Origin of the sequence: Streptomyces sp. NBC_01465 (genome assembly GCF_036227325.1) — a bacterium.
Lineage (GTDB): Bacteria > Actinomycetota > Actinomycetes > Streptomycetales > Streptomycetaceae > Streptomyces.
The window spans coordinates 1,687,690-1,713,794 of sequence record NZ_CP109467.1 but is presented as its reverse complement, the minus strand read 5'-3'; the positions used below and the strand labels follow the sequence as shown (position 1 = coordinate 1,713,794).

Genomic DNA, 26,105 nt, shown 5'->3' with positions numbered 1-26,105 from the left:
TCCTCACGCCCCTGCTTTGGTGACGCCGGTGGTGGTGCCGCCGAGTCGTTGTTCGGGGAGGGCGGGTTCGTCGGCCTCGTGGTATTCGAGCTGCTGTCGCTTGCTGGCGATGAGGCCTTCGGGACGGAAGCGCATCAGCAGGATGAGCGCGAGGCCGAAGAACAGCAGCTGGTAGTCGTTGAGGAACTGGAGCTTGGTGGGGATGACGTAGAGCAGTGTCGCGCCGAGGAGCGGGCCGGTGATGGTGCCCATGCCGCCGAGGATGACGGCGGCGAGGAGGAAGGCTGAGCTGGGCGGGACCGGGCCTGCGAAGACGTACATCTCGGGGACGACGGTGTGCTGTACGTGTGCTTGTACGGTGCCGGCGAGTCCGGCGAGGGTGGCGCCGAGTGCGAAGGCGATGAGTTTGACGCGGAAGCCGTTGATGCCCATGGCGGTGGCGGCGGTCTCGTCTTCGCGGATGGCGACCCAGGCGCGGCCGATGCGGGAGTTGCCGGCGCGGGCGAAGATCGTCACGACGAGGGCGGTGCAGATCAGCATCAGCCAGAAGTAGTTGGCGTAACTGCCGAGGGTGAAGCCGCCGATGCTGTGCTCGACTCCGAAGTCGAATCCGAACATTTTGAGGTCGGGGATGTTCGGAATGCCGTTGGGGCCGTTGGTGATGTTGGGGCCCGAGGAGCCGTCGAGGTTGCCCATGGCGATGCGGAAGATTTCTCCGAAGCCGAGGGTGACGATGGCGAGGTAGTCGCCGCGCAGTCGCAGCGTGGGGGCGCCGATGAGGACGCCGAAGATGAGGGAGGCTGCGGCGCCGGTGAGGGCTGCGGCCCAGAAGGGGAAGTGGACGTCGAAGGTGGAGGCGGTCGTTCCGGAGACGAGGGCGGCGGTGTAGGCGCCGACGCCGAGGAAGGCGACGTATCCGAGGTCGAGGAGTCCGGCGAGGCCGACGACGACGTTGAGGCCGAGGGCCACGGTGGCGAAGATCAGGATGGAGACGGCGAGGAGGGTGAACTCGTCGGTGTCCTGGGTGAAGGGGAACGCCGCGGCGGCTGCGAAGGCTGCGAGGACGGTCACCTTGCGGTACTTCGCGGTGAGTGCGCTGAGGCGGCTGCTGAGGCCGGATCGGGAGAGCGCGAGGACGCCGAAGCCGGCGAGGATGAGGAAGCCGACGAAGAGTTCGCTGGTGGCCTGGATGCCGTAAGCGGCGATGTAGAGGCCGAGGGCGAATGCGACGGCGACGATCAGGATCTCGGCCCAGGAGGGGAGTTGCTTGGGGCGACTGAGTGGGGTTCCGCCGGTGCCGAAGACCGGGAAGAGGGATTTCTTCAGGCCGTTGGCGGTCGGGTCGGTGGTGCGGGGGAGCGGGAGTCCCAGTGCTGCGAGCACGGTGATGAGGGAGGTCGCTGCTGCGACGAAGCCACCGGGTTCGAGGTTGGCGATGCCGCCGAGTTCCTGGGCGATGGCGATGACCGTGAACCAGGTGGTGGCGAAGGTGCCGACGGCCAGGAGGAGTACGGCGTTGTTGGTGCCTGCCGGGTTGAGCCAGCGGAGTCCTGGGGTGCCGTAGCCGGCTGCGAGGAAGAGCAGCGTGAGCAGGGCGCCGGTGAGGGTGACGATCTGGAGGCCGCCGGGGTATCCGGTGACGGTGAGGTCGCCGGGGAATTCGCTGGTCCACGTCCAGGCGAGGAAGGTGGAGACGAGCGTGGCGAGCGCGCCGACGGTGGTGGCGAGGCGTGCTGCCGCGGCCGGGAGCGGGATGACCGGGGTGGTCTCGTGGGTGGTGGTGGTCATCGGTATCACGCCCTGTCCGCGACTCGTTCGCCCAGTAGGCCTTGGGGCCTGACCAGGAGGACGACGATGAGGAGGACGAAGGCCCAGACGTTGGCCCAGGCGCCGCCGCCGAGCTTGTCCATTCCGGGGATGTCCTGGATGTACTGGATGGAGAGGGCTTCGGCGAGGCCGAGTACGACGCCGCCGAGCATGGCTCCGTAGATGTTGCCGATGCCGCCGAGTACGGCTGCGGTGAAGGCCTTGAGGCCGATGATGAAGCCCATTTCGTAGCCGATCGAGCCGGTCCTGAGGCCGTAGGCGACGGCGGCGACGGCGGCGAAGGTGGCGCCGATGGCGAAGGCCATCACGATGATGCGGTCGGTGTTGATGCCCATGAGCTTTGCGGTGTCGGGGTCTTGTGCGGTGGCCTGCATGGCGCGGCCTGAGCGGCTCTTGTTGACGAAGATCCCGAGGATGATCATGCAGACGGGGGCGGCTATGAGGAGGAAGAGGTCAGCGCGCTGGATCCGCAGGTTGTCGGTGATCTGGAAGGCGGAGTCGGCGAACTGGGGGAACGGGCGCGGCTTCTTGGCGTCGGGGTAGAAGCCCCAGACGATCTGCTGGAGCGCGATGGAGAGGCCGATCGCGGTGATCAGGGGGGCCAGGCGGGGCGCGGTGCGCAGTGGCCGGTAGGCGAATCGTTCGGCGGCGGTCGCGATCAGTGTCGAGGCGATGATGCCGCCGACGAGCATGAGGGGGATGGTCACCAGCAGGCTGGTTCCGCTGGGGAGCCAGAGGTAGATGGTGAGGGCGCCGAAGCCGCCGATCATGAAGATCTCGCCATGGGCGAAGTTGATGAGCTGGACGATGCCGTAAACCATGGTGTAGCCGATGGCAACGAGGCCGTAGAGGGCACCAAGGGTCAGGCCGTTGGCCAGCGTTTGCGGCAGTTCGTGCACCGCAGGCCTCCGATGAGTGTGTCGGGTATGACTCCGCGCGGGGGCGCTGTTGCGCCCCCGCGCGGTCTGGATCAGGTGATGCGGGGCGGTGCGGTGGTCAGTCCTTGAACGTGGCGCTCTTGACGGACTTCCAGACGCCACCCTCGACCTTGTAGACGGTGAGCTGCTTGTTGGTGGTGTCGCCGTACTGGTCGAAGGCGACTGCTCCGGTCACACCGTTGAAGGAGACCTTGGCCATGGCCGTGGTGATCTTGGCGCGGGCGTCGTCGGGGAGCTTGCCGTCGTTGTCGTTCACGACTGTCTTGACGGCCTGGATGATGGACCAGGCGGCGTCGTAGGAGTAGCCGCCGTAGGCCGCGTAGGGGTCCTTGTATCCGGCTGCCTTGTAGTCGGCGATGAACGTCTTCGCGGTGTCGAGCTTCTCGACCGGGTAGCCGACCGAGGTGGCGAGGTCACCGTCGTTGGAGGTGCCGGACGCGCTGATGAAGGCGGGGTCGTAGACGCCGTCGCCGCCCATGGTGGGGACCTTGGCTCCGGCGGTCTTGACCTGGTCGGCGATGAGGCCGCCCTCGGGGTACTGGCCGCCGAAGTAGACGGAGTCGGCGCCTGCGGTCTTGACCTTGGCGGCGGTGGAGGAGAAGTCGGTCTCCTTCACCGTGATGTGGTCGGTGCCGACGACCTTTCCGCCGAGTCGCTCGAATTCCTTGGAGAAGATCGCTGCGAGGCCGGCGCCGTAGGTCTGCTTGTCGTCGATGACGAAGACCTTCCGCTTCTTCGCGTCGTTGTAGTAGTACTGCGCGGCGAAGCGGCCCTGGATGACGTCGGTGGTGGCCGTACGGAAGTAGGTGTCGAAGGGGCGCTTCAGGTCTCCGGAGCCCCAGTTGTCGCCCTGGCTGAGGGAGGGGTTGGTGTTGGCCGGGGAGACCTGGGTGAGGTGGGCCTTGGCGAAGTCGGACTGCATCGACTGCGAGACGCCGGAGTTCAGGGGGCCGACGACGCCGAGGACGTCCTTGTTGGCGACGAGCTGGACGGCGTTCTGGTGGCCGGAGGCCGGTACAGCCTGGTCGTCGAGGGCCACGATCTTGAAGGTGACGCCCTTGACTTCGTTGTTCTTGTTCGCGGTCTTCGCGGCAAGGTCGACGGAGTTCTTGATGCCCTGGCCGAGCGCGGAGAGCGAACCGGTGAGCGGGGCATCGACACCGATGTAGACGGTGGTGCCGCTGCTGCTGCTCTTGTTGTCGTCGCGCGAACCGCAGGCGGTCAGTGTGAGGGCACCGGTGGTGATGGCGGTGGTGAGGATGAGCAAAGAACGGTTTCGCACGGTGAGTCCTTTCCCAGGCGCGGCCCCCTCTGCTGAGGAGCCGTTGCACTCGCCGGGCCGTACTGGGTGGTGCTGCCGGCGGCGCGGTGACTGGCCGTGACTCTAAGGGCAGGGGGTGGGGTGCGGGAGCGGGGCCGTCAGGATGTGACTGTCTTGTTATGCCAATGCGAAACGCATGGAGGGCAATGCGGGCAGATCGCGCTTTAGTGGTCTGCACCGGTTGGCTCACTATGTGAGAAACCGCAGTTCCGTTACGAGAGTTGGATGGTTCACCGAACGGTTTGCGGACAGATTGCGCGCAGTGACTTTGTCAGGTCTGCGGCGTATGTGGCGCCGAGTATGTAGCTGGGGTTTTCTATTGCGCGCATGTTACGCAGCGTTACATTCAGGTAGGGGAGTTCGGTGTCGAGGGGGAGTCCCGTGCATCGGTGCGCGGTGATTGTCAGGAGGATGGAACGGGTCTTTCCGGAATGCAGAACGACGGGGGCTGCGGGTTCCAGCGTCATGGTCAACTCGTCGTAGGGCTGGCTGAGTTGTTCCAGGGTGGTGGGGGGTCCCTGCGTGAGGGTGGCGCGGATACGGAAGGTGAAGGTGTGGCTGCGGGGGTCGGGTGGTCCGGCGGTTCCGGCATAGGTGAGTGAGGTGACGCCGGTGGGGCGGGGCGGCAGTGGGGCGGGCTCGGGCTGCGGGCGCGGCGACGGGGTGTGCTGGGCGTGGCTGAGTGCCGCGGTGAGGGCGAGGGCGGCGGCGCCGACGGCGAGTGCGGCTCTGAGGAGCGGGCGGGGGCGGCGGGGCGGGGGGCCTGCGGCGATGACTTCGGTGGGGCGCGTTGCGGGGTCGTACGCGCCTTCCTCTATGGGCCCGGTGCCGCTCATGGGCCGGTCGAGTGCTGCTCGCTCGGCGGGCGCCAGTTGTCGGAGCTCCAGGTGGCGCCGTTCTCTGCCGTGCAGCGGTCTTTGGACTGGCGGTCGATCAGGGCTTTCGCTGCGGGCAGTCCGTGCTGTTTCTGCTCGGCGCGGGCGTTCTTGATGATCGCGTCCATGATTTCGTACTGCTGGTTGGAGAGGCCCTTCTGTTCCCAGTCGAGGCCTGCCCATTTGCTGCCGGTGATCGTTTCCTTGGCCCAGTAGGAGATCAGTTTGGTGCAGGCGGAGACGGGCGAGGTGTCGACCGGGCTGGGGGTGCTGCCTGCTGCGGACGGGCTGTTGGAGGAGCAGCCCGCCCCCAGGGCGGCGGTGAGCAGGACGGTGGTGAGGGCGGCGGCACGGCTGCGGGACCGTCGGGCCCGGGGCGTTGCCTTTCTCCTCATACTGATGACGCTAAAGCGGTGGTGGCGCGGCGACAACAGCCGCGCAGGGGTCAGCTGTTGGCGCCGACGTCCCGCAGCAGGCAGGTCAGGCGGGCCGTGCAGACGCGCTTGTCGTTCTCGTCGGTGATGACGATTTCGTACGTTGCCGTGGAGCGTCCGCGGTGGACGGGCGTGGCGACGCCGGTGACCAGGCCGCTGCGGGCGCCGCGGTGGTGGGTGCAGTTGAGGTCGACGCCGACGGCGAGCTTCGAGGGGCCGCCGTGGAGCATGGAGCCGACGGAGCCGAGGGTTTCGGCGAGGACGGCGGAGGCGCCGCCGTGGAGGAGGCCGTAGGGCTGGGTGTTGCCTTCGACGGGCATGGTGCCGACGACGCGGTCCGCGGACGCTTCGACGATCCGTACGTCCATGCGCTCGCCGAGGTGTCCGGCGGAGAAGAGCGCGGGGAGGTCGACGCCGAGTGCGGCGTACTCGTCGACGACCTCTTGCGGGAACTTCACAGTGGTCTGCTCGCCCATGGGTACGGCTCCGTTCGTGCGGTGGTCCTGGGTCTCTTCCGGCCCGACCTTAAGCAAACGCTTAGGCGGTGGTCGATTGTTCCAGACGTACGACCAGGGACTTCGATACGGGGGTGTTGCTGACGTCGGCCGTCGCGTCCAGCGGGACCAGGACGTTCGTCTCCGGGTAGTAGGCGGCGGCGCAGCCGCGGGCGGTGGGGTAGTGGACGACCCGGAAGCCGGGGGCGCGGCGCTCCACGCCGTCCTTCCACTCGCTGACGAGGTCGGTGTACGAGCCGTCGGCCAGGCCGAGTTCGGCCGCGTCCTCGGGGTTGACCATGACGATGCGGCGGCCGCCCTTGATGCCGCGGTAGCGGTCGTCGAGGCCGTAGATGGTGGTGTTGTACTGGTCGTGGGAGCGCAGCGTCTGGAGCAGCAGGCGGCCTTCGGGGAGCGCCGGGTATTCGACGGGGGCGGCGGTGAAGTTGGCCTTGCCGGTGTGGGTGGGGAAGCGGCGTTCGTCGCGGGGGCCGTGCGGGAGGGCGAAGCCGCCGGGGCGGGCGACGCGGGTGTTGAAGTCCTCGAAGCCGGGGACGACGCGGGCGATGCGGTCGCGGATCGTCGCGTAGTCCTTCTCGAACTCCTCCCAGTTGATGGCCGATTCGCCGCCGAGGACGGCGCGGGCCATGCGGGCGACGATGGCCGGTTCGGAGAGGAGGTGGGGGCTCGCGGGGGTGAGGTTGCCGCGGGAGGCGTGGACCATGCCCATGGAGTCCTCGACGGTCACGACCTGTTTGCCGCTCTTCTGGACGTCCTTGTCGGTGCGTCCGAGGGTGGGCAGGATCAGGGCGCGGCGGCCGGTGACGGCGTGCGAGCGGTTGAGTTTGGTCGACACGTGGACGGTGAGCGCGGTCTTGCGCATGGCCGCTTCGGTGACGTCGGTGTCGGGGGTCGCGCCGACGAAGTTGCCGCCCATGGCGAAGAAGACCTTGGCCTTGCCGTCGCGCATGGCCTGGATGGAGCGGACGACGTCGTACCCGTGGTGGCGGGGCGAGACGATCCCGAATTCCTTGTCGAGGGAGTCCAGGAAAGCGGGGGCGGGGCGTTCGAAGATGCCCATGGTGCGGTCGCCCTGGACGTTGGAGTGGCCGCGGACGGGGCAGACGCCGGCGCCGGTGCGGCCGATGTTGCCGCGCAGGAGAAGGAAGTTGACGACTTCGCGGATGGTCGGCACGGCGTGCTTGTGCTGGGTGAGGCCCATGGCCCAGCAGACGATGGTGCGCTTGGAGGCGAGGACGAGGGCGAGGGCCTGCTCGATCTCGGGGCGGGTGAGGCCGGTCGCGGTGAGCGTCTGCTCCCAGTCGGCTTCGCGCGCGGTGGCCGCGAACTCCTCGTATCCGTGGGTGTGTTCACGGACGAAGAGCTCGTCGACGGCGCCGTTCGTCTCCAGGATCAGCTTGTTGAGGAGGCGGAAGAGGGCCTGGTCGCCGCCGATGCGGATCTGCAGGAAGAGGTCGTTGAGGGCGGCGCCCTTGAGCATGCCCTGCGGGGTCTGCGGGTTCTTGAAGCGCTCCAGGCCGGCTTCGGGCAGCGGGTTCACCGAGATGATCTTCGCGCCCGCGTGCTTGGCCTTCTCCAGGGCGGAGAGCATGCGCGGGTGGTTGGTGCCGGGGTTCTGTCCGGCGACGATGATCAGGTCGGCCTGGTGCATGTCCTCCAGGGAGACGCTGCCCTTGCCGATGCCGATGGTCTCCGCGAGCGCGGAGCCTGACGACTCGTGGCACATGTTGGAGCAGTCGGGCAGGTTGTTGGTGCCGTAGGCGCGGGCGAAGAGCTGGAGGAGGAAGGCGGCTTCGTTGCTGGTGCGGCCCGAGGTGTAGAAGAGCGCCTCGTCGGGGGATTCGAGGGCGTGCAGTTCCTCGGCGATGATCTCGAAGGCGCGGTCCCAGCTGACGGGCTCGTAGCGCTCGGCGCCTTCGGCCAGCAGCATCGGCTGGGTGATGCGGCCCTGCTGTCCCAGCCAGTACCCGCTGCGGCCGGCGAGGTCGGCGACGGGGTGTGCGGCGAAGAACTCGGGGGTCACGCGGCGCAGCGTCGCTTCTTCGGCGACGGCCTTCGCCCCGTTCTCGCAGAATTCCGCGGTGTGCCGTTTGTCGCCCTCGGGCCAGGCGCAGCCGGGGCAGTCGAAGCCGTCCTTCTGGTTGACCTTGAGAAGGGTCTGCGCGGTGCGGACCACACCCATCTGCGCCTGGGCGATCTTGAGGGTGTGGCCGATGGCGGGGAGCCCGGCTGCGGCGTGCTTGGGTGCCGCGACCTGCGGCGCGTCCTGGACCGGGTCACCTGCGGGCGGCTTGGCAGCCATGGTGCTCCCCTTCGAGCGGGCGGTTCGTTTCGTACGCTACCGATCCTGTCACGCACCGCTGACAGTCGCCCCGGCGAGGTCCGTGGAGGTCTGGATTGTCAGTGCTCCGTGGCAGGATCGGGGACGTGGCCAAGACAGCATCGAAGCAGACCGCAGACACCCGCCCCCGCTTGCTCCTCATGGACGGGCACTCTCTGGCGTACCGGGCGTTCTTCGCGCTGCCCGCGGAGAATTTCACGACCGCGAGCGGCCAGCCGACCAATGCCATCTACGGCTTCGCGTCGATGCTGGCGAACACGCTGCGCGACGAGGAGCCCACGCATCTTGCCGTGGCGTTCGACGTGTCGCGCAAGACGTGGCGTGCGGAGGAGTTTCCCGAGTACAAGGCGAACCGTTCGAAGACGCCCGACGAGTTCAAGGGGCAGGTCGAGCTGATCGGCGAGGTCCTGGACGCGATGCACGTGGACCGTTTCGCGGTCGACGGTTTCGAGGCGGACGATGTGATCGCCACGCTTGCCACGCAGGCGGAGGCGGCCGGTTTTGACGTACTGATCGTCACGGGTGACCGGGACTCCTTCCAGTTGGTCACCGAGCACGTCACGGTGCTCTATCCGACCAAGGGCGTCTCGGAGTTGACCCGCTTCACGCCGGAGAAGGTTGAAGAGAAGTACGGACTGACGCCGCAGCAGTACCCGGACTTCGCTGCGCTGCGCGGCGACCCGTCGGACAATCTGCCGGGCATCCCGGGTGTGGGGGAGAAGACCGCGGCGAAGTGGATCAACCAGTTCGGTTCGTTCGACGATCTGGTGGAGCGCGCCGAGGAGGTCAAGGGGAAGGCCGGGCAGAACTTCCGCGACCACCTGGACGCGGTGAAGCTGAACCGCCGCCTCACGGAGATGGTGCGCGACGTCGAGCTGCCGAAGGGTCCGGCGGAGCTGGAGCGGGCGGCGTACGACCGCGAGGCGCTGATGGGTGTCCTGGACGTACTGGAGATCCGCAATCCTTCGCTGCGGGAACGGCTGCTTGCCGTGGACCCGGGTGCGGGCGAGGAGGAGACGGCGGCTCCGGCGGCCGGTGTGGAGCTGGACGGCTCCGTGCTGTCCGCGGGTGAGCTGGCCCCTTGGCTGGAGCAGCACGGCGGGCAGCCGCTGGGTGTGGCGACGGTCGACACGTGGGCGCTGGGCACGGGCAGTGTCACGGAGGTGGCGCTTGCGGCGGCCGGCGGCGCTGCGGCCTGGTTCGACCCGGCGCAGCTGGACGAGGCCGACGAGCGGGCGTTCGCCGCGTGGATCGCGGATGGCGCGCAGCCCAAGGTGATGCACAACGCCAAGGCGGCGATGCGGGTCTTCCCCGAGCACGGGTGGAGCGTCGACGGCGTCACGATGGACACGGCGCTGGCCGCGTATCTGGTGAAGCCGGGCCGGCGTTCTTTCGCGCTGGACGCGCTGTCGGTGGAGTACTTGGCGCGTGAGCTGGCTCCGGCTTCCGCGAGCGACGGGCAGTTGGCGTTCGGAAGTGACGACCAGGCCGAGGCCGAGGCGCTGATGACGCAGGCGAGGGCCGTGCTCGATCTGGGTGCGGCGTTCGGTGAGCGGCTGAAGGAGGTCGGCGCCGCGGGCCTCCTGCACGATGTGGAGCTGCCGACGTCGGCGCTGCTGGCGCGGCTTGAGCGTCATGGGATCGCCGCGGACCGGGCCCATCTGGAGGGCATGGAGGAGCAGTTCGCGGGCGCCGTGCAGCAGGCGGTGAAGGAGGCGCACGCAGCGGTCGGGCACGAGTTCAATCTGGGCTCGCCCAAGCAGCTCCAGGAAGTCTTCTTCGGTGAACTGGGCCTGCCCAAGACGAAGAAGACGAAGACCGGTTACACGACGGACGCGGACGCGCTGGCGTGGCTGGCCGCGCAGACCGACCACGAGCTGCCGGTGATCATGCTGCGCCACCGTGAGCAGGCCAAGCTGCGCGTCACGGTCGAGGGTCTGATCAAGACCGTGGCCACGGACGGCCGGATCCACACCACGTTCAATCAGACGGTGGCGGCGACGGGCCGGCTCTCGTCGACCGACCCGAACCTGCAGAACATTCCGGTGCGTACGGACGAGGGCCGGGCGATCCGCCGCGGTTTTGTCGTCGGCGAGGGCTACGAGTCGCTGATGACGGCGGACTACAGCCAGATCGAACTGCGGGTGATGGCGCACCTGTCGGAGGACGAGGGCCTCATCGAGGCGTTCGCCACCGGCGAGGACCTGCACACGACGGTCGCCTCGCAGGTCTTCGGTGTGGAGAAGTCCGAGGTCGACCCGGAGATGCGCCGCAAGATCAAGGCGATGTCGTACGGACTGGCCTACGGTCTCTCGGCGTTCGGTCTCTCCCAGCAGCTGAACATCGAGGCCGGTGAGGCGCGTGGCCTCATGGACACGTTCTTCGAGCGGTTCGGCGGGGTGCGGGACTATCTGCAGCGCGTGGTGGAGGAGGCCAGGGCGACGGGCTACACGGAGACGATGCTCGGCCGCCGCCGCTATCTGCCCGACCTGAACAGCGACAACCGCCAGCGCCGTGAGATGGCCGAGCGGATGGCGCTGAACGCTCCGATCCAGGGCACGGCGGCGGACATCGTCAAGGTCGCGATGCTCAACGTCGACCGGGCGCTGGCCGAGGCGGGCCTCACCTCGCGGATGCTGCTCCAGGTGCACGACGAAATCGTGCTGGAGATCGCGCCGGGCGAGCGCAAGCGGGTCGAGGAGGTCGTGCGCCGTGAGATGGCGGCGGCGGCCGAACTGCGCGCGCCGCTGGACGTCTCGGTGGGCGTGGGCACGGACTGGGAGTCCGCGGCCCACTGACCGTGACCCGGGTCAGGGACGGGGGAGGTCTCCCGTCCCTGACCAATCGCGTACGCACTAGGTGAGTAACTGGTGAAAAGCGGTCACAGCCCTGTGTCCACGTGTGGGAAGTTGTCGTAGTGTCGCCTGGGTCCACGCGCTGGGGGAGCGCGAACAGGAGTCAAAGGGGAGGGACCCAGACGTATGGCAGCGCAATTCGGGCGACGGCTGCGCAAGGGGGCCACCGCCACCACGGTGGCCGCGCTCGCAGTGGCGGCCATGACCGCCTCACAGGCGCCCGGCGCCATCGGCTCCACACCCGGAGGCGGGCAGTCCGCAGGGACGGCGACCACCCCCTCCGACACCCCCGCCACCGGCAACTCCCCGTATTTCACGGATCTTCCGCCGTTGACGACCCCGGCCAAGCCCGGGACCTCCGTCGACACCCCCACCACTGACGCCGAGTCCGGCATCCCCGCGACCGTCCTCGCCGCGTACAAGCAGGCGCAGCAGACCGTCGCCGGCACGGACCCCGGCTGCCATCTGCCCTGGCAGCTGCTCGCCGCGATCGGCAAGGTCGAGTCCGGTCAGGCGCGCGGCGGCCGTGTGGACGCGAACGGCACCACGCTCAGCCCGATCCTCGGCCCGGTCCTCAACGGTGTCGGCTTCGCCAACATCTCCGACACCGACAACGGCCAGTACGACGGCGACCGCACGCACGACCGTGCGGTGGGCCCGATGCAGTTCATCCCCTCGACGTGGGCGACCTGGGGGCAGGACGCGAACGGCGACGGCAAGAAGGACCCGAACAACATCTACGACGCCTCGCTGGCGACCGCCCGTTATCTCTGCGCGGGCAGCCGCGACGTCGCTGTCACGGCCGGTCTGGACGCGGCGATCCTGAGCTACAACCATTCGCAGGAGTACCTCACCACGGTCATGTCGTGGTTCGAGTACTACAAGAAGGGCAGCCACGAGGTCCCGGACGGCACGGGCGTCCTGCCCGCCGGCACCGACTCCAACGGTGCGGGCTACGGCACCGGCGGTACGGACAACAGCACGGGCGGCGGCGGAAGCACGCCCACCCCGAGTCCCTCCGCGACCCCGAAGCCCTCCAAGAGCCCCTCGGCGAAGCCGACTCGGAGCCCCAGCCCATCCCCGTCGAAGACGGGCAAGCCCTCCCCGACGCCCACGCCGACGGTGACCCCGACGCCCACGCCGAGCGGCGACATCTGCCCGACGCCGGTCCCGTCCCCCTCGGACAGTGCGAGCCCCTCCCCGTCGCCCTCGGACTCCGCGAGCCCCTCCCCGTCGGACTCCCCGAGCCCGTCGCCGTCGGACAGTGCGAGCCCGTCCCCGTCGCCGTCGGACTCCCCGAGTCCGTCCCCGTCGGACACCTGCGCCGCCAACTGACCCGGCAGCCCCCGAAAGTGCCCGGCCGCACCAGCGGCCGGGCACTTTCGCGTGCACCGGCCGGGGCCGTGCGGTGCAACGTGTTCTCATCTGGCCGCCGCATTGCTACGGTGCCCCAGCCCCGAAGCCCTGACGCCGTATCAGATTCCCTGGAGGCCGAGTATGCGCGCCCTCATAGCCGCCGCCATCGGGCTGGCGGTCGCCCTCGCCCTCGTCCTCACGATCTCGGCGATCGGCGCCCCCGCAGGCCACACCTCGCCGAAGCCCTTGCTCACCACAGTCCCCGGCCCCAAGAAGTAGCGGAGGGCGGTCATGCGCCGTAAAGCCAGTCTGATCCTGCTCGCCTTCGCGGTGTTCTTCACCGCCCTGTCCCCACTGGTGCGCTGGTACGCCTTCCCGCGCCTCGCCAAGGTCCCGGCCAACCAGTACCAGGAGACGGTCCTGGAGGCGAAGGACGCGACCCTCATCAACTACGACAGCCTGAAGGCCGAGAAGGTCCCCAAGGTCACCATCGTGCAGACCCTCAAGGGCAATGTGGAGGAGTCGAACCGGATCGAGAAGAGCGCGGGCAAGGACGTCGTCGTCTGGGACGCGCTCTCCTACATCGTCGACTCCAAGGGGGGAATGGTCTCCAAGGTTCCCGAGCGCTACATCTTCGACGCCCACAGCCAGGCCCCCGTGCACGCGACCGGCGAGATGGTCGACGGCGACCCGGTCTCCCGCGACGGCATCGAGTTCAAGTGGCCCTTCCTGACCGAGAAGCGCGACTACGAGTACTTCGACGCGCAGACCCGCAAAACCTCCCCCATCCACTACAAGGGCACCGTGAAGTACCGCGGCCTGGACGTCTACTACTTCGAGCAGGACATCCCCTGGACACAGGTCGCGATGCCCAAGACGATGCCGATCGACGGCGTCACCCCCGCACTCATCAAGCAGACCGGGCTGACCCGCTGGTACAAGACCAAGCGGATGTTCTGGGTGGACCCGCTCACCGGCGGCCCCGTCAACGGGGAGGAGATCCAGCAGAACGAGCTGCGCAACGCCACCGCGCTGTTCGGCCAGCCCAAGGTCACGGTCTTCTCCGGGCACGTCAAGATGCGCCAGGACTACCTCGACTCCACGTACAACCTGGTCAAGAAGAACCGCGTCCTGATCCAGGCCTTCACGTCCTACGTCCCCTGGGGCTCCCTGGGCCTGGGGCTGGTCCTGCTCGCCCTCGCCCTGCTCCTGGAGGCCCGCAGCCGCCGCCCGGGACCCGAGCAGGTCCCCGAGGCGGAGCCGGAGCCCGTCACCGCTTGAGCCGGGCGTTGGTGAACCGGGTCGGTGCGGCCGCCGAAGGGTCCTCGGGCCAGGGGTGCTTGGGGTAACGCCCTCTCAACTCGGCCCGCACCGCCCGGTATCCGTCCTTCCAGAAGGACGCCAGATCGGCGGTGACCGCGGCCGGCCGCCCGGCGGGCGACAGCAGGTGGACGAGGACGGGCACCCCGGCCACCGTCGGGGTCTGCGCGAGCCCGAACATCTCCTGCAACTTCACGGCGAGCACCGGCTGTTCACCCCCGTACTCCACACGGATCCGCGACCCGCTCGGCACCTCGATGCGCTCGGGCGCGAGCTCGTCGAGCCGGGCCGCCTCGCCGGTGGCCCACGGGAGCAGCCGGTTCAGCGCCTGACCGGCGTCGATCCGCCCCAGATCGCCGCGGCGCCGCGCCCGCGACAGCTCGGGCTCCAGCCAGCCGTCGGCCGCAGCCAGCAGCGCCCCGTCGGCCACGTCGGGCCAGCCGCCGCCCACGACCCGGTGCAGGAACGCGAGGCGCTCCCGCAGCCCCTGGGCGTCCCGCGACCACCGCAGCAGCCCAAGTCCCTCTGTACGCAGCCCCTCCAGCAGCGCCTCTCTTACGAGAACGGGCGCGGGCTCCTTCAAGTTCCGTACCGCCAGTTCCACCGCACCCAGCCGCTCCACCCGCCGGGCGACGACGTCCCCGCCGTCCCAGTGCACCTCCTCGCCCGAGGAGTGCAGATGCCCGGCGGCGAGTCGCGCGGTGTCCTCGTCGACGACCGCCGCGAGCCGTACCCGCGCGGAAGCGGCCAGCACACCCCGGTCGGCGACGGCCACGGCGAGCCAGCCCGCACTGCGCAGCCCGGACCCGTCACCCAGCTCGGCCCCGGTCCCGGACACCATGAGAAAAGCCCCGTCGCCCCGAGCCCGAGCTACCCGCTCGGGAAACGCCAGCGCGGCCACCAGCCCGGCCGCGGCATCGTCGCCCGACGAGCCCCGCCCGGAACCCTCGCCGGACACCCCCGACGCCAGCCGCCGCGCCTCCTGCCGCCACCGCGCCGCATACGGATCCCCGCCGGCCCGCGCCCTGCGCCAAGCCGCCGCCAGATCGTCCCCGTACTCCCGCGGAGGCTCCTCGCTCAGCATTGCCACGACCTCCGCGGCCCGCCGCGCCCCGACCTCCCGCGCCCCGTCGAGCAGCGCCCGCGCCAGCCGGGGATGCACCCCCAACCGGGCCATCCGCAGGCCCCGTTCGCCCGCCCGGCCCGCGGCGTCGACCGCGCCGATCGCCGCCAGCACCTCCCGTGCCGCCCCCATGGCCCCCGCGGGCGGCGCGTCCAGCAGCGCGAGCCCCTCCGCCGAGGGATCACCCCAGCACGCCGCCTGCAGCGCGAAGGCGGCCAGGTCCGCGACCTTGATCTCCGGTGAGGGGAAGCGCGCGAGCCGCCCGTCCTCCGCCTCCGTCCAGCAGCGGTAGACCGCCCCGGGCGCCTCGCGCCCGGCCCGCCCCGCCCGCTGCCGTCCCGCCGCCTGCGAGGCCCGTATGGTCGTGAGCGCGCTCAGCCCCCGCGCATGGTCCGTACGCGGCTCCCGCGCCAGCCCCGAATCCACCACAACGCGCACCCCGGGCACCGTCAGCGAGGACTCCGCCACCGACGTCGCCAGCACGACCCGCCGCGACGAACCCCCGGCCAGTACCGCGTCCTGCACGGCGGCCGGAGCCCGCCCGTGCACCTGCAGCACCTCGGCGTCCACGCCGGACAACTGCCCTGCCACACGGGCGATTTCGCCGACCCCCGGCAGGAAACAGAGCACGTCGCCCTCCCGTTCCGCCAGCGCCCGCCGCACCACCGACGCCACATGCGTCAGCAGCGCGGGGTCCACGCGCATTCCGTGCGGCGGTCGCACCGGCCGCGCGGGCGGCGCCCACACCACCTCCACCGGATGCGCGACGCCCTGCGCCTCGACGACCGGCGCGTCCCCGAGCAGCCGCGCCCAGCCCTCCGCGTCCGTCGTCGCGGACGCCGCGATCAGCTGCAACTCGGGCCGCAGAGCCCCGCGTACGTCCAGCAGAAAAGCGGCGACGGTGTCCGCGTCCAGATGCCGCTCATGGCACTCGTCGAGCATCACCACATCGACGCCCGCCAACTCCGGGTCCCGCTGCAGCCGTTGGAGCAGCACCCCGGTGGTGACGACCTCCACGACGGTCCCCGGCCCCACCACACGCTCGCCGCGCACGGTGAAGCCGACGCTCTCGCCGACCTTCTCGCCGAGCAGCCAGGCCATGCGCCGGGCGGCGGCGCGCGCCGCGATCCGCCGGGGCTCGGCGACGATCACGCGGGCTCCGCGCTCGGCGAGCACCAGCGGCACGAGCGTCGTCTTGCCGGTGCCGGGAGGCGCGCAGAGCACGGCGACGCCCCGCTCGTCCAGCGCCCGCTGCAGGGCGGGCAGTGCGGTGCGTACGGGAAGGGAGGCCAGGGCGTCGCTGCGGATCACGCCCCCAGTCTCGCTCCTAGTCGCGTACGCAGACGAAGATCGCCGACCCCGGGATCAGCTTTCCGCGCAGCGGGGACCAGCCGCCCCACTCCGAGGTGTTCCAGGCGGGCCACTCGGGCTCGACGATGTCGACCAGCCGGAAACCCCCGGCGACCACGTCGCGCACCCGGTCGCCGAGCGTCCGGTGGTGCTCCACGTACGTGGCGCGCCCCTGCTCGTCCTGCTCCACATAGGGGGTGCGGTCGAAGTACGAGGAGGAGACGGTGAGCCCCTCGGGCCCGGGCTCGTCCGGGAACGCCCAGCGCACGGGATGCGTGACGGAGAAGATCCACCGCCCCCCGGGCCGCAGCACCCGCCTGACCTCCTTGAACACCTTCACCGGGTCGGCGACGAAGGGGATCGCGCCGTACGCGGAGCAGGCGAGGTCGAAGGAGCCGTCCTGGAAGGGCAGCACCCCCGCGTCGGCCTGCACCAGCGGGATGCCCCCGCCGATCCGCAGCCCGTGCTGGAGCTGGCGGTGGGAGAGGTCGAGGGCGACCGGGCGGGCCCCCTGGCCGGCCAGCCAGCGCGAGCACTGGGCCGCTCCGGCGCCGATCTCCAGGACGTCGAGCCCCTTCAGGGACTCCGCCGGGCCGAGCAGCTCGGCCTCCACCTCGTCGAGCCCCTCGGGACCCCAGACAAACCGGTCGTCGCCCAGGAAGGAGCCATGATCGATCTGGTACTCGTCGGCATTGCGGTCCCACCAGCCCCGGCTGGCTCCGGTGCTCTCCGTGTATCCGGCGTCACGCCGTGTCGCTTCCGACTCGTATTCGTCGCTCATCGTGCCCGTCTGCAAGGTCGCTGTATCGTCTGCGGAAGTGCGCTGCCGAGGCCGATGTGGCCTTGTGGAACGCGAGTTGTGCCGGGTATGGGGCGTTCCGCCCCGGGTGTGCGCCTTCGCGCATTGACCGTGTCCGGCTGCCCCCGTATGCTACAAGTTGCGCTGCGAGCCTGCGCTCCTCAGACCTAGCAGGCTGCGCTCGCCTCAGTTGGTACGTCTCCTCGGTTCTCGAGGCGCCTCCGGGAAGTTCCGGACTGGCGCTTCCCGGGCTGTCCGGCGTTCTGCGGTGGTGACACGGGTTCCCGGCGTAGCAGTACCTACGACTTCAATGTCCGCACCGGAGCCTTTTCCCACATGACGAGCAGCACCGAGACCACCGCCACCACTCCGCAGGTTGCGGTCAACGACATCGGCGACGCGGAAGCCTTCCTCGCGGCGATCGACGAGACGATCAAGTACTTCAACGACGGCGACATCGTTGACGGTGTGATCGTCAAGGTCGACCGCGACGAGGTCCTCCTCGACATCGGTTACAAGACCGAAGGCGTGATCCCGAGCCGCGAGCTCTCGATCAAGCACGACGTCGACCCGAACGAGGTCGTCAAGGTCGGCGACGAGATCGAGGCCCTGGTTCTCCAGAAGGAGGACAAGGAAGGCCGCCTGATCCTCTCGAAGAAGCGCGCTCAGTACGAGCGCGCCTGGGGCACCATCGAGAAGATCAAGGAAGAAGACGGCATCGTCACCGGTACCGTCATCGAGGTCGTCAAGGGTGGTCTCATCCTCGACATCGGCCTCCGTGGCTTCCTGCCGGCGTCCCTCGTCGAGATGCGCCGCGTCCGCGACCTCCAGCCCTACGTGGGCAAGGAGCTCGAGGCCAAGATCATCGAGCTGGACAAGAACCGCAACAACGTGGTCCTGTCCCGCCGTGCCTGGCTCGAGCAGACCCAGTCCGAGGTTCGCCAGACGTTCCTCACGACCCTGCAGAAGGGTCAGGTCCGCTCCGGCGTCGTCTCCTCGATCGTCAACTTCGGTGCCTTCGTGGACCTGGGTGGCGTCGACGGTCTCGTGCACGTCTCCGAGCTGTCCTGGAAGCACATCGACCACCCCTCCGAGGTTGTCGAGGTCGGCCAGGAAGTCACCGTCGAGGTTCTCGACGTGGACATGGACCGCGAGCGCGTCTCCCTGTCGCTCAAGGCGACGCAGGAAGACCCGTGGCAGCAGTTCGCCCGCACGCACCAGATCGGGCAGGTTGTTCCCGGTAAGGTCACCAAGCTCGTTCCCTTCGGTGCGTTCGTGCGCGTCGACGAGGGCATCGAGGGTCTGGTCCACATCTCCGAGCTGGCCGAGCGCCACGTGGAGATCCCGGAGCAGGTCGTCCAGGTCAACGACGAGATCTTCGTCAAGGTCATCGACATCGACCTCGAGCGCCGCCGCATCAGCCTCTCGCTGAAGCAGGCCAACGAGGCCTTCGGTGCCGACCCGGCGACGGTCGAGTTCGACCCGACGCTGTACGGCATGGCCGCGTCGTACGACGACCAGGGCAACTACATCTACCCCGAGGGCTTCGACCCCGAGACCAACGACTGGCTCGAGGGCTTCGAGTCGCAGCGTGAGGTCTGGGAGACCCAGTACGCCGAGGCGCAGACGCGCTTCGAGCAGCACCAGGCCCAGGTCATCAAGTCCCGCGAGGCCGACGCCGCCGCCGAGGCCGAGGGTGCTGCCGCCCCCGCCGCCGGTGCTGGTGCCGGTGCGGGTGCCGCGATCTCGGGTGGTTCGTACTCCTCGGAGTCGGACGACAACTCCGGCGCCCTGGCGTCGGACGAGGCCCTGGCTGCCCTGCGCGAGAAGCTGGCGGGCGGCCAGAGCTGAAGCTCTGATCCGTCAGCTGGTAACTAGCTGAAAGTAAGGCCCGCTCCCTCTGGGAGCGGGCCTTACTTGCGTTTACCTGTGAGATACACGAGTAACTGACGGCCCGTAACAGGCCGTTGCCAGGATCCCCGCAGCAAGCACCCAAGATCAGAAGGGGATCCTGAACATGGCACAGGCACAGGATGCGATCACCTCCGGAACCAGCCGCCGCGGGTTTCTGCGCAACGTCGGGCTCACCGGCGGCGCGGGCGCGATGTTCGCCACCATGGGCGCCCTCGGTCTCGCCCCGACCGCGCAGGCCGCGACCCGCGAACCCGCCTTCCACGCGCCCAGGGCGAGCGACTTCCATCTGAGCGGCGGGAAGGGCGCGGCGAAGGTCGTCATCGTCGGCGGCGGCATCGCCGGGCTCGCGGCGGCGTACGAACTGGGCAAGGCGGGCTACGACTGTACGGTTCTGGAGGCCAGGGACCGCACCGGCGGCCGCAACTTCACGGTGCGCGGCGGAGACTCCACCACCGACCTCTACGGCAACCACCAGACGGCCCGCTTCAGCCAGGGCCAGTACATGAACGCGGGCCCGGCCCGCCTCCCGCAGTGGATGGTCACCCTCGACTACTGCCGTGAACTCGGCGTCCCGCTCGAGGTGTTCACCAACACCAACGCGGACGCCTACCTCTACAACGAGTCGGCCGGCATGACGGCGCCGATGCGCTACCGCACCGCCAAGGCCGACATGTACGGCTACGTGTCCGAGCTCCTCGCCAAGGCCACGAACAAGGGCGCCCTGGACCGGGAACTCAACGCCGCCGACCAGGAGCGCCTCGTCGAGTTCCTGAAGGACTTCGGTGCACTCGGCGACAAGCTCGACTACACGGGCAGCGAGCGCCGCGGCTTCACCACCGTGCCGGCGGCCGCGGGCACGCCGGGCGTCGAGCTCGGGAACGTACCGACCGCGTCGGAGATCTTCTCGACCGGTGTCGGCCGCTACTTCTCGTTCGAGTTCGGCTACGACCAGGCGATGCTGATGTTCCAGCCGGTGGGCGGCATGGACCAGATACCCAAGGCCCTGACCAGGGCTATCGGCGCCCACAAGATCCGCACCGGGGCGGCCGTCACCCGGATCACCGACAAGGCGCACGGTGTCTCGGTGACGTACACGCAGGGCGGCCGGACCCGGCAGATCGACGCCGACTACTGCATCGGCGCGCTCCCGCCGAACATCCTCGCCAAGATCCCGCACAACCTGGGCGCGGGCGTGCAGGGCGCCCTGGAGGCGATCAAGCCGCAGTCCGCGGGCAAGATCGGCCTCGAGTACAAGTCGCGCTGGTGGGAGCTGGACCACCGGATCTACGGCGGCATCACCGAGACCGATCTGGACGTCACCCACATCTGGCACCCGTCGTACGGCTTCCACGGCGAGCGCGGCGTCATGATCGGCTACTACAACTACGACACCGACGCGGACTCCTATGCGAAGCTCTCCCCGGCCGACCGCGAGAAGCGCGCGGTGGCCGCGGGCGCCAAGATCTTCGGCCCCAAGTACCGCACCGAACTCGCCTCCTCCTTCTCCCACCACTGGCGCCAGACCCCGCACCTCGAAGCCGCCTGGCACGACACCGTCGGCGGCCCCGACGACCCGCGCTACAAGCCGCTCAACGAGGGCACGGGGCGGGTCTACTTCGCGGGCGACTGGCTCAGCTACACCGACGCCTGGCAGCACGGAGCGTTCACCTCCGCACGCAAGGCGGTGACCGCGCTGCACACCAGGGTTCTCGCCTGACACAGGTGAAAGGTTGCTGAGAAGGGGCGCGGGAGGGGAATGCCCGCGTCCCTCGGCACGTTCTTCCCAATGAACACGAGGAGGAGCGGTAATCGTGCTTGATCCGCAGGATTTGTATGAATGGGAGCCGAAGGGCCTCGCCGTCGTCGACATGGCGCTGGCGCAGGAGTCGGCGGGCCTTGTCATGCTCTATCACTTCGACGGATACATCGACGCGGGCGAGACCGGCGAGCAGATCGTCGACAACCTGCTGGAGAGCCTCCCGCACCAGGTGGTGGCCCGCTTCGACCACGACCGGCTCGTGGACTACCGCGCACGCCGTCCGCTGCTGACCTTCCGGCGCGACCACTGGTCGGCGTACGAGGCGCCGACGCTCGACGTCCGCCTGGTGCAGGACGCCACGGGCGCGCCCTTCCTGCTGCTGTCGGGCCCCGAGCCGGACGTGGAGTGGGAGCGCTTCGCCCTCGCCGTACAGCAGATCGTCGAGCGCCTCGGCGTACGCCTCTCCGTGAACTTCCACGGCATCCCGATGGGCGTCCCGCACACCCGCCCGGTCGGCATCACCCCGCACGGCAACCGCACGGACCTGATGCCTGGCCACCGCTCCCCGTTCGACGAGGCGCAGGTCCCGGGCAGCGCGGAGTCGCTGGTCGAGTACCGGCTGGCGGAGAGCGGCCACGACGTCCTGGGCGTCGCCGCCCACGTACCGCACTATGTGGCGCGCTCGTCCTACCCGGACGCGGCGCTGACCGCGCTGGAGGCGGTCACGGCGGCCACGGGCCTGGTGCTGCCGGGCGTCGCGCACTCCCTTCGTACGGAGGCGCAGCGCACCCAGGACGAGATCGAGCGCCAGATCGGCGAGGGCGACGAGGAGCTCGTCACCCTGGTCCAGGGCCTTGAGCACCAGTACGACGCGATGGCCGGAGCGGAGACCCGCGGCAATCTCGTCGCCGAGCCGGTGGATCTGCCGTCGGCGGACGAGATCGGCCTCGAATTCGAACGCTTCCTCGCGGAGCGGGAGGGCGACGTCTAGGCTCTGCCCATGCTGAAAGTGGGTCTGACCGGCGGAATCGGTGCCGGCAAGAGTGAGGTGTCGCGGCTGCTCGCTTCGTACGGAGCGGTGCTGATCGACGCGGACAAGATCGCGCGCGAGGTCGTCGAGCCCGGAACTCCCGGGCTCGCGGCCGTTGTTGAAGCCTTCGGGGAGGAAGTCCTCGCGGAGGACGGGTCGCTGGACCGCCCGAAGCTGGGCTCGATCGTCTTCGCCGACCAGACGAAGCTGCAGACCCTGAACGCGATCGTGCACCCCCTGGTCGGCGCCCGCTCGGCGGAGCTGGAGGGGGCGGCGACGGACGGCTCCGTGGTCGTCCACGACGTACCGCTGCTGACGGAGAACGCGCTGGCCCCGCTGTACGACCTGGTGGTCGTGGTGGACGCGGCCCCCGAGACCCAGCTGGACCGTCTCGTACGGCTGCGGGGCATGGCGGAGGGCGAGGCGCGGGCCAGGATGGCGGCGCAGGCCACCCGCGACGACCGCCGGGCGATCGCGGACCTCCTCATCGACAACGACGGCCCGCTGTCCGCCCTGGAACCGCAGGTCCGCAAGGTCTGGGCGGAACTGACCGAGCGCGCGGCGCGTTAACCCCTCACCAAAGCCGCCCCGCGGGGTGCCGCCCCGCACTACGATCGCGACCGTGCTGATCGTCCTCGCGGGGTTCACCGCCTTCGGCGGTCTGGTCGCGCTGCTCGCCGGTGCGTACGGGCTGCGAGAGACCCGCCGCATCCGCGAGGCGGGCCTCCGCGCCTGGGCGCTGGTGAAACCGGCGCCACCGGGCGCCGACCGCCGGCTCCTGCAGTTCGAGACCGCCGACGGCCGCGTCCTGGAGATCCCCTCGCCCGCACGGCTGGAGCCCGGGACGCGCGTCGAGCTCTCGTACGCCCCGGACGACCCGAGGGACGTGGTCCTGCTCGGCCGCGAACGGGCGGGCGCGGACCGGTGGTTCGTGGCGGCGGGGGCGGCGGTGCTGACCCTGGGCCTGGCACTGATCGTGGCGGGCCTCTGACCGGAATACGTGGCCCGCATCATGCGTTGCGCAGGTGAGTACCGGGAAGGAATGCAACCGTGTCCCACAGCACCCCAGAGACCCATGTCATCGACTACCGCGCCGCCGAGCAACTGCTCGCCGCACGGGACCCGCGCGGTGCCGTGAAGCTGCTGGACGAGGTCATCGCGGCCCACCCGGAGAACACGGCGGCCCGCCTGCTGCGCGCCCGCGCCTTCTTCGCGGCGGCCCAACTGCGCCCGGCGGAGCTGGAGTTCCAGCTGGTCCTGGAGCGCGAACCGGACAACGCGTTCGTCCACTTCGCCCTGGCCCGCACCTTCGAACGAGCCGGCCGCCCGGAACAGGCCCGCCGCCACTTCCGCCTCGCGGCAGCCCTGGACCCGAAGCCGGAGTATCTGCAGGCCGCCCGCTTCGAGGGACCGGACGGCCCCGACGGTCTCGACGGCGAGAGCCGCTAGCGACGACGGTTGTCGCCCCGGTCCGGTTCGTACGGGGGGATGTCGCGGCCCGGCTGGTAGTGGGGGCCCTGGTGGATGTGGTGGACGATCATCGTCAGGTCCACCGCTATGACCGCCGTCAGTGCGCCGCACGCCGCCGCCCAGCCGGGGCGGCCCGCCGCTGTGAAGGCCACCGTGCCGCCGATCGCCCAGATCAGGCCCCAGATGCTCAGCCAGAACCGCATCCGCAGGGGACTGCGTGCAGTGGTCGGTTCACTCCCTGTGCGCATGGCCATCGCCTCTTACTGACGTTGTACCCGGTACTGGTTAGGGTGACGCGCATGCTGCCCATGGAAGATCTCCCCGCGGTGCTGCTGGATCTGGCCGTACCGCACGAGGACATCAATGAACTCGTCGCCCTCGGCCGCAGATTCGCGGGCGCGCCCGCGCTGACGGAGCTGTTGGAGCGGTCCGTCGAGGCGCTCGTGCGGGACATGGGGACGGTGGAGGTCTACTCCGAACTGCCGCCCCTGCCCGATGGGTTGGGAGAGGAATTGCGGCGCTGGTTTCCGGTCTTCGTGTGCGTCGCGGCGCTGCCGTACGTCCGGGCCTATCACCGGGAGCGCGGGATACCCGAGCGCGTCGCCCGGCACACCCTCGCCGACCTGGGGCGGCACATCGCCGTCCACCGCAGGCGGTACGGGGTCGGTGGTCTGAGCGTGCCGGGGTGGCTGCGGCTGCACTTCCGGGGGGAGATCTATCAGCTCGGGCGGCTGCACTTCCAGCGCGCCCTGCTCGGTGGGCGTACGGGGCAGGCGATCCGCGCGGCCGGGCTGCCGTTCGCACCCGGGGATCCCTGTCTGAGCATCCACATCCCGGACTTCCTGGGGCCGTTGACGCCCCGCGCCTGCGCCGACTCCATCGCTCAGGCCAGGGAATTCTTCGCACGCCACTTTCCCGACGAGCCCAGCCGGGTGGCCGTCTGCCACTCCTGGCTGCTCGATCCGCAGCTGCGGTCCCACCTGCCCGCCGGCTCCAACATCCTGCGCTTCCAGGAGCTGTTCCGCACCGCCTACGCGGCGGAGGAGCCCAGCGACCGCGAACCCGTCTCCTTCGTCTACGGCAACCCGGACCTCGACCCCGCGACGCTCCCGCAGCGGACCTCCGTGGAGCGGGCCGTCGCAGGTCACCTCCTGGCCGGCGGGCACTGGTACATCGGACACGGCTGGTTCGCGATGTGAGGGAACGCCGGTGAACGGCCGTTCGTTGTGCGGTACATGAGCGCTACGACACGTGAGGGATATGGAGGGACCGGCCCCGGGGTGCGCACGCCCGACGGCTGCTCGGTCGACCTCTACCGCCGGCTGCCCGTCGGCGACGAACCGGACATCATCGCGGGCGCCGTCCCCGCCGGGGCGCGCCTCCTGGAACTGGGCTGCGGCGCGGGCCGGGTGACACGCCCCCTGGTCGCGAACGGCTTCGCGGTCACCGCGGTCGACGAGTCACCGGAGATGCTGGAGGCGGTCGGGCAGATACCCGGCGTGCGTACGGTCCGCAGCTCCATAGAGACGCTCGACCTCGGCGAGACCTTCGACGTGGTCATGCTCGCGTCGTTCCTGGTGCACTTCGCGGACCCGAAGGTCAGCGCGGAGATGCTGCGTGTCTGCCGCCGCCATGTCACGGACGACGGCTGCGTCCTGATCCAGCGCGAGGGCCTCGACTGGCACACCGATCTGCCGCGCGAACGCGACAACGGCGCGGGCGGGATCGTACGGATCAAGTCCGCGGCACCGGCCGCCGACGGCTTCGACACCCTGTTCTGCGAGTACGTCTACCCCGACGCGACCTGGACCCAGACGTTCCGGTCGCGCCCGCTCGCCAAGGAGGAGTTCGAGCACGAGCTGGCCGAGGCGGGCCTGAAGGTCGACAAGTACCTGACGGACGACGGAATTTGGGTGCGCGCGCTGCCGCAGCGATGAGTTTTGGGCGGTGGTCCCGTCTACATCTCCGAGAGCCAAACAGAACGCTTCCCGGAGGAGACCACCATGTCCGAGGTCACGATCAGCCAGAACACCAACGCAGCCGCCACCCCCGCCACCGGCACGACCCGCACCCGCACCCGCGGCGCCGTCGTCCTGCGCACCGCCCAGATCCTGCTCGCCCTGCTCTACGGCTTCAGCGGCTTCGCCAAGCTGATCGCGCAGTCCGACGCCGTCGAGTCCTTCGACCGCATGGGCTGGGCCCACTGGTCGATGTACGTCATCGGCGCCCTGGAGTTCTCCGGTGCCGTGGCACTGCTCTTCATCCCCGCGCTGGCCAGCGCCGCCGCGGTGGCGTACATCGGGCTCATGATCGGCGCGTCGACCGTCCAGCTGACCCTGCTCGACCCGGCCAACGCCTTCATGCCCCTGCTCCTGATCGTGCCGCTGGTCTTCATCGCCCGGGCCCGGCGCCACCACGCGAAGGCCCTGGTCACACTCGTCCGCAGGCGGGCGTGACACCAGGCCCGCCGACCGCGCCGAACGGCCCGCCCCCTGAACCACAGGGGCGGGCCGTCGGCATGCGTGCGATCAGTGGACGATCGTGAAGCTGTGCCAGTTCTTGGAGGACGGCGCGACCCGGTTGGTCAGCGTGGTCGCCGAGTAGGCGGACGGCTCGCCGGTGCAGTCCGCGTTGGGGTACATCACCAGGTCGACCAGGGTGTTGTTGAGGATCTCCTTGGCGCCGCCGTCGCCCAGGAGGACATGGCAGCCGCGGACGGACGGGCTGGTCTCGCTGATGATCCTGCCGTCCCCCATCTTGTACGAAATGGTGCCGACGGCGCTGCGGCCGAGGCCGGAGCAGCCCGCGACGGCGAGGGGCAGGAGCATCGCCCCGGCGATGATGCCGAGACGCCGGTGCCGGGGATCGGACATGTGCG

Annotated in this window: 23 protein-coding genes and 1 pseudogene; 13 read left to right on the top strand and 11 right to left on the bottom strand. The window is 69.6% G+C overall.

What is annotated here, in order from left to right; all coding sequences use genetic code 11:
- Nucleotides 1-3: 3 nt before the first annotated feature.
- From OG707_RS07860 to OG707_RS07830, 7 genes are all read right to left on the bottom strand, one after another.
- The gene (locus tag OG707_RS07860) at nucleotides 4-1,788 is read right to left on the bottom strand and encodes a branched-chain amino acid ABC transporter permease (protein ID WP_329115801.1); all 1,785 of its coding nucleotides are present in this window, start codon (nucleotides 1,786-1,788) and stop codon (nucleotides 4-6) included.
- A 5-nt stretch (nucleotides 1,789-1,793) separates the two neighbouring features.
- Complete coding sequence (locus OG707_RS07855) at nucleotides 1,794-2,726, bottom strand: branched-chain amino acid ABC transporter permease (RefSeq protein ID WP_329115800.1); 933 nt, start codon at nucleotides 2,724-2,726, stop codon at nucleotides 1,794-1,796.
- Nucleotides 2,727-2,823: 97 nt separating this feature from the next.
- On the bottom strand, nucleotides 2,824-4,047 hold the full coding sequence (locus OG707_RS07850) for a branched-chain amino acid ABC transporter substrate-binding protein (RefSeq protein ID WP_329115798.1): 1,224 nt from the start codon (nucleotides 4,045-4,047) through the stop codon (nucleotides 2,824-2,826).
- A gap of 269 nt (nucleotides 4,048-4,316) precedes the next feature.
- Nucleotides 4,317-4,922 (bottom strand): Tat pathway signal sequence domain protein, encoded by a 606-nt coding sequence (locus tag OG707_RS07845; RefSeq protein ID WP_329115797.1) that lies wholly within the window; start codon nucleotides 4,920-4,922, stop codon nucleotides 4,317-4,319.
- Complete coding sequence (locus tag OG707_RS07840; RefSeq protein WP_329115795.1) at nucleotides 4,919-5,356, bottom strand: hypothetical protein; 438 nt, start codon at nucleotides 5,354-5,356, stop codon at nucleotides 4,919-4,921. Before OG707_RS07840 ends, OG707_RS07845 begins: the two co-directional genes overlap by 4 nt.
- 50 nt (nucleotides 5,357-5,406) lie before the next feature.
- Nucleotides 5,407-5,871 (bottom strand): PaaI family thioesterase, encoded by a 465-nt coding sequence (locus OG707_RS07835; RefSeq protein WP_329115793.1) that lies wholly within the window; start codon nucleotides 5,869-5,871, stop codon nucleotides 5,407-5,409.
- A gap of 61 nt (nucleotides 5,872-5,932) precedes the next feature.
- The gene (locus OG707_RS07830; RefSeq protein ID WP_329115791.1) at nucleotides 5,933-8,212 is read right to left on the bottom strand and encodes an FdhF/YdeP family oxidoreductase; all 2,280 of its coding nucleotides are present in this window, start codon (nucleotides 8,210-8,212) and stop codon (nucleotides 5,933-5,935) included.
- Between the two features lie 125 nt (nucleotides 8,213-8,337).
- Between OG707_RS07830 and polA the strand changes: the two genes are divergently transcribed.
- The 4 genes and pseudogenes from polA (at nucleotide 8,338) to OG707_RS07810 (ending at nucleotide 13,743) form a co-directional block, all read left to right on the top strand.
- Nucleotides 8,338-11,049, top strand: a complete 2,712-nt coding sequence (gene polA / locus OG707_RS07825) for a DNA polymerase I (protein ID WP_329115789.1) — start codon at nucleotides 8,338-8,340, stop codon at nucleotides 11,047-11,049.
- A gap of 183 nt (nucleotides 11,050-11,232) precedes the next feature.
- Nucleotides 11,233-12,255 (top strand): annotated as a pseudogene (locus tag OG707_RS07820) (lytic transglycosylase domain-containing protein); the annotation flags it as partial.
- 348 nt (nucleotides 12,256-12,603) lie between these two features.
- A complete protein-coding gene (locus OG707_RS07815) occupies nucleotides 12,604-12,741 on the top strand; it encodes an SPW_0924 family protein (protein WP_329115787.1) in 138 nt (45 codons plus the stop codon).
- Nucleotides 12,742-12,753: 12 nt separating this feature from the next.
- Nucleotides 12,754-13,743, top strand: a complete 990-nt coding sequence (locus OG707_RS07810) for a DUF3068 domain-containing protein (protein ID WP_329115785.1) — start codon at nucleotides 12,754-12,756, stop codon at nucleotides 13,741-13,743.
- On the opposite strand, the gene hrpB is transcribed toward OG707_RS07810, so the two are convergent.
- Both hrpB and OG707_RS07800 read right to left on the bottom strand, forming a co-directional pair.
- Nucleotides 13,733-16,216 (bottom strand): ATP-dependent helicase HrpB, encoded by a 2,484-nt coding sequence (gene hrpB / locus OG707_RS07805; protein ID WP_329115783.1) that lies wholly within the window; start codon nucleotides 16,214-16,216, stop codon nucleotides 13,733-13,735. The two genes, OG707_RS07810 and hrpB, sit on opposite strands and share 11 nt — an antisense overlap.
- Nucleotides 16,217-16,232: 16 nt before the next feature.
- Nucleotides 16,233-17,036 (bottom strand): class I SAM-dependent methyltransferase, encoded by an 804-nt coding sequence (locus OG707_RS07800; protein WP_329115781.1) that lies wholly within the window; start codon nucleotides 17,034-17,036, stop codon nucleotides 16,233-16,235.
- Between the two features lie 354 nt (nucleotides 17,037-17,390).
- On the opposite strand from OG707_RS07800, the gene rpsA reads away from it, so the two are divergent.
- The 6 genes from rpsA (at nucleotide 17,391) to OG707_RS07770 (ending at nucleotide 23,206) form a co-directional block, all read left to right on the top strand.
- Complete coding sequence (gene rpsA, locus OG707_RS07795; protein ID WP_329115779.1) at nucleotides 17,391-18,905, top strand: 30S ribosomal protein S1; 1,515 nt, start codon at nucleotides 17,391-17,393, stop codon at nucleotides 18,903-18,905.
- 253 nt (nucleotides 18,906-19,158) lie between these two features.
- Entirely contained in the window at nucleotides 19,159-20,685 is a 1,527-nt protein-coding gene (locus OG707_RS07790; protein ID WP_329127668.1) for a flavin monoamine oxidase family protein, read from the top strand.
- A gap of 151 nt (nucleotides 20,686-20,836) precedes the next feature.
- A complete protein-coding gene (locus OG707_RS07785) occupies nucleotides 20,837-21,718 on the top strand; it encodes a PAC2 family protein (protein WP_443071475.1) in 882 nt (293 codons plus the stop codon).
- 9 nt (nucleotides 21,719-21,727) lie between these two features.
- A complete protein-coding gene (gene coaE, locus OG707_RS07780; RefSeq protein ID WP_329115775.1) occupies nucleotides 21,728-22,327 on the top strand; it encodes a dephospho-CoA kinase in 600 nt (199 codons plus the stop codon).
- Between the two features lie 52 nt (nucleotides 22,328-22,379).
- Nucleotides 22,380-22,748: a DUF3592 domain-containing protein gene (locus tag OG707_RS07775; protein WP_329115774.1), complete on the top strand. Its 369-nt coding sequence runs from the start codon at nucleotides 22,380-22,382 to the stop codon at nucleotides 22,746-22,748.
- A 59-nt stretch (nucleotides 22,749-22,807) separates the two neighbouring features.
- A complete protein-coding gene (locus OG707_RS07770; RefSeq protein ID WP_329115772.1) occupies nucleotides 22,808-23,206 on the top strand; it encodes a tetratricopeptide repeat protein in 399 nt (132 codons plus the stop codon).
- Here the strand turns inward: OG707_RS07770 and OG707_RS07765 are convergent.
- The gene (locus tag OG707_RS07765) at nucleotides 23,203-23,475 is read right to left on the bottom strand and encodes a DUF6343 family protein (protein WP_329115770.1); all 273 of its coding nucleotides are present in this window, start codon (nucleotides 23,473-23,475) and stop codon (nucleotides 23,203-23,205) included. The genes OG707_RS07770 and OG707_RS07765 overlap by 4 nt on opposite strands.
- Before the next feature lie 51 nt (nucleotides 23,476-23,526).
- On the opposite strand from OG707_RS07765, the gene OG707_RS07760 reads away from it, so the two are divergent.
- From OG707_RS07760 to OG707_RS07750, 3 genes are all read left to right on the top strand, one after another.
- On the top strand, nucleotides 23,527-24,426 hold the full coding sequence (locus tag OG707_RS07760) for an acyltransferase domain-containing protein (protein ID WP_329115769.1): 900 nt from the start codon (nucleotides 23,527-23,529) through the stop codon (nucleotides 24,424-24,426).
- A 36-nt stretch (nucleotides 24,427-24,462) separates the two neighbouring features.
- The gene (locus OG707_RS07755) at nucleotides 24,463-25,164 is read left to right on the top strand and encodes a class I SAM-dependent methyltransferase (protein ID WP_329115767.1); all 702 of its coding nucleotides are present in this window, start codon (nucleotides 24,463-24,465) and stop codon (nucleotides 25,162-25,164) included.
- A gap of 66 nt (nucleotides 25,165-25,230) precedes the next feature.
- On the top strand, nucleotides 25,231-25,683 hold the full coding sequence (locus OG707_RS07750; RefSeq protein ID WP_329115765.1) for a DoxX family protein: 453 nt from the start codon (nucleotides 25,231-25,233) through the stop codon (nucleotides 25,681-25,683).
- 72 nt (nucleotides 25,684-25,755) lie between these two features.
- Here the strand turns inward: OG707_RS07750 and OG707_RS07745 are convergent, their stop codons facing one another.
- Nucleotides 25,756-26,100, bottom strand: a complete 345-nt coding sequence (locus OG707_RS07745; RefSeq protein WP_329115763.1) for a hypothetical protein — start codon at nucleotides 26,098-26,100, stop codon at nucleotides 25,756-25,758.
- Between the last annotated feature and the right edge of the window lie 5 nt (nucleotides 26,101-26,105).

What these genes read in the sequence shown, in the direction of transcription:
- OG707_RS07860 (WP_329115801.1), bottom strand. Translation starts at nt 1,788, where the DNA reads ATGACCACCACCACCCACGAGACCACCCCGGTCATCCCGCTCCCGGCC.
- OG707_RS07845 (WP_329115797.1), bottom strand. Translation starts at nt 4,922, where the DNA reads ATGAGCGGCACCGGGCCCATAGAGGAAGGCGCGTACGACCCCGCAACG.
- OG707_RS07840 (WP_329115795.1), bottom strand. Translation starts at nt 5,356, where the DNA reads ATGAGGAGAAAGGCAACGCCCCGGGCCCGACGGTCCCGCAGCCGTGCC.
- OG707_RS07835 (WP_329115793.1), bottom strand. Translation starts at nt 5,871, where the DNA reads ATGGGCGAGCAGACCACTGTGAAGTTCCCGCAAGAGGTCGTCGACGAG.
- OG707_RS07830 (WP_329115791.1), bottom strand. Translation starts at nt 8,212, where the DNA reads ATGGCTGCCAAGCCGCCCGCAGGTGACCCGGTCCAGGACGCGCCGCAG.
- OG707_RS07815 (WP_329115787.1), top strand. Translation starts at nt 12,604, where the DNA reads ATGCGCGCCCTCATAGCCGCCGCCATCGGGCTGGCGGTCGCCCTCGCC.
- OG707_RS07810 (WP_329115785.1), top strand. Translation starts at nt 12,754, where the DNA reads ATGCGCCGTAAAGCCAGTCTGATCCTGCTCGCCTTCGCGGTGTTCTTC.
- OG707_RS07800 (WP_329115781.1), bottom strand. Translation starts at nt 17,036, where the DNA reads ATGAGCGACGAATACGAGTCGGAAGCGACACGGCGTGACGCCGGATAC.
- rpsA (WP_329115779.1), top strand. Translation starts at nt 17,391, where the DNA reads ATGACGAGCAGCACCGAGACCACCGCCACCACTCCGCAGGTTGCGGTC.
- OG707_RS07790 (WP_329127668.1), top strand. Translation starts at nt 19,159, where the DNA reads ATGTTCGCCACCATGGGCGCCCTCGGTCTCGCCCCGACCGCGCAGGCC.
- OG707_RS07785 (WP_443071475.1), top strand. Translation starts at nt 20,837, where the DNA reads ATGGCGCTGGCGCAGGAGTCGGCGGGCCTTGTCATGCTCTATCACTTC.
- coaE (WP_329115775.1), top strand. Translation starts at nt 21,728, where the DNA reads ATGCTGAAAGTGGGTCTGACCGGCGGAATCGGTGCCGGCAAGAGTGAG.
- OG707_RS07765 (WP_329115770.1), bottom strand. Translation starts at nt 23,475, where the DNA reads ATGCGCACAGGGAGTGAACCGACCACTGCACGCAGTCCCCTGCGGATG.
- OG707_RS07760 (WP_329115769.1), top strand. Translation starts at nt 23,527, where the DNA reads ATGCTGCCCATGGAAGATCTCCCCGCGGTGCTGCTGGATCTGGCCGTA.
- OG707_RS07755 (WP_329115767.1), top strand. Translation starts at nt 24,463, where the DNA reads ATGAGCGCTACGACACGTGAGGGATATGGAGGGACCGGCCCCGGGGTG.
- OG707_RS07750 (WP_329115765.1), top strand. Translation starts at nt 25,231, where the DNA reads ATGTCCGAGGTCACGATCAGCCAGAACACCAACGCAGCCGCCACCCCC.
- OG707_RS07745 (WP_329115763.1), bottom strand. Translation starts at nt 26,100, where the DNA reads ATGTCCGATCCCCGGCACCGGCGTCTCGGCATCATCGCCGGGGCGATG.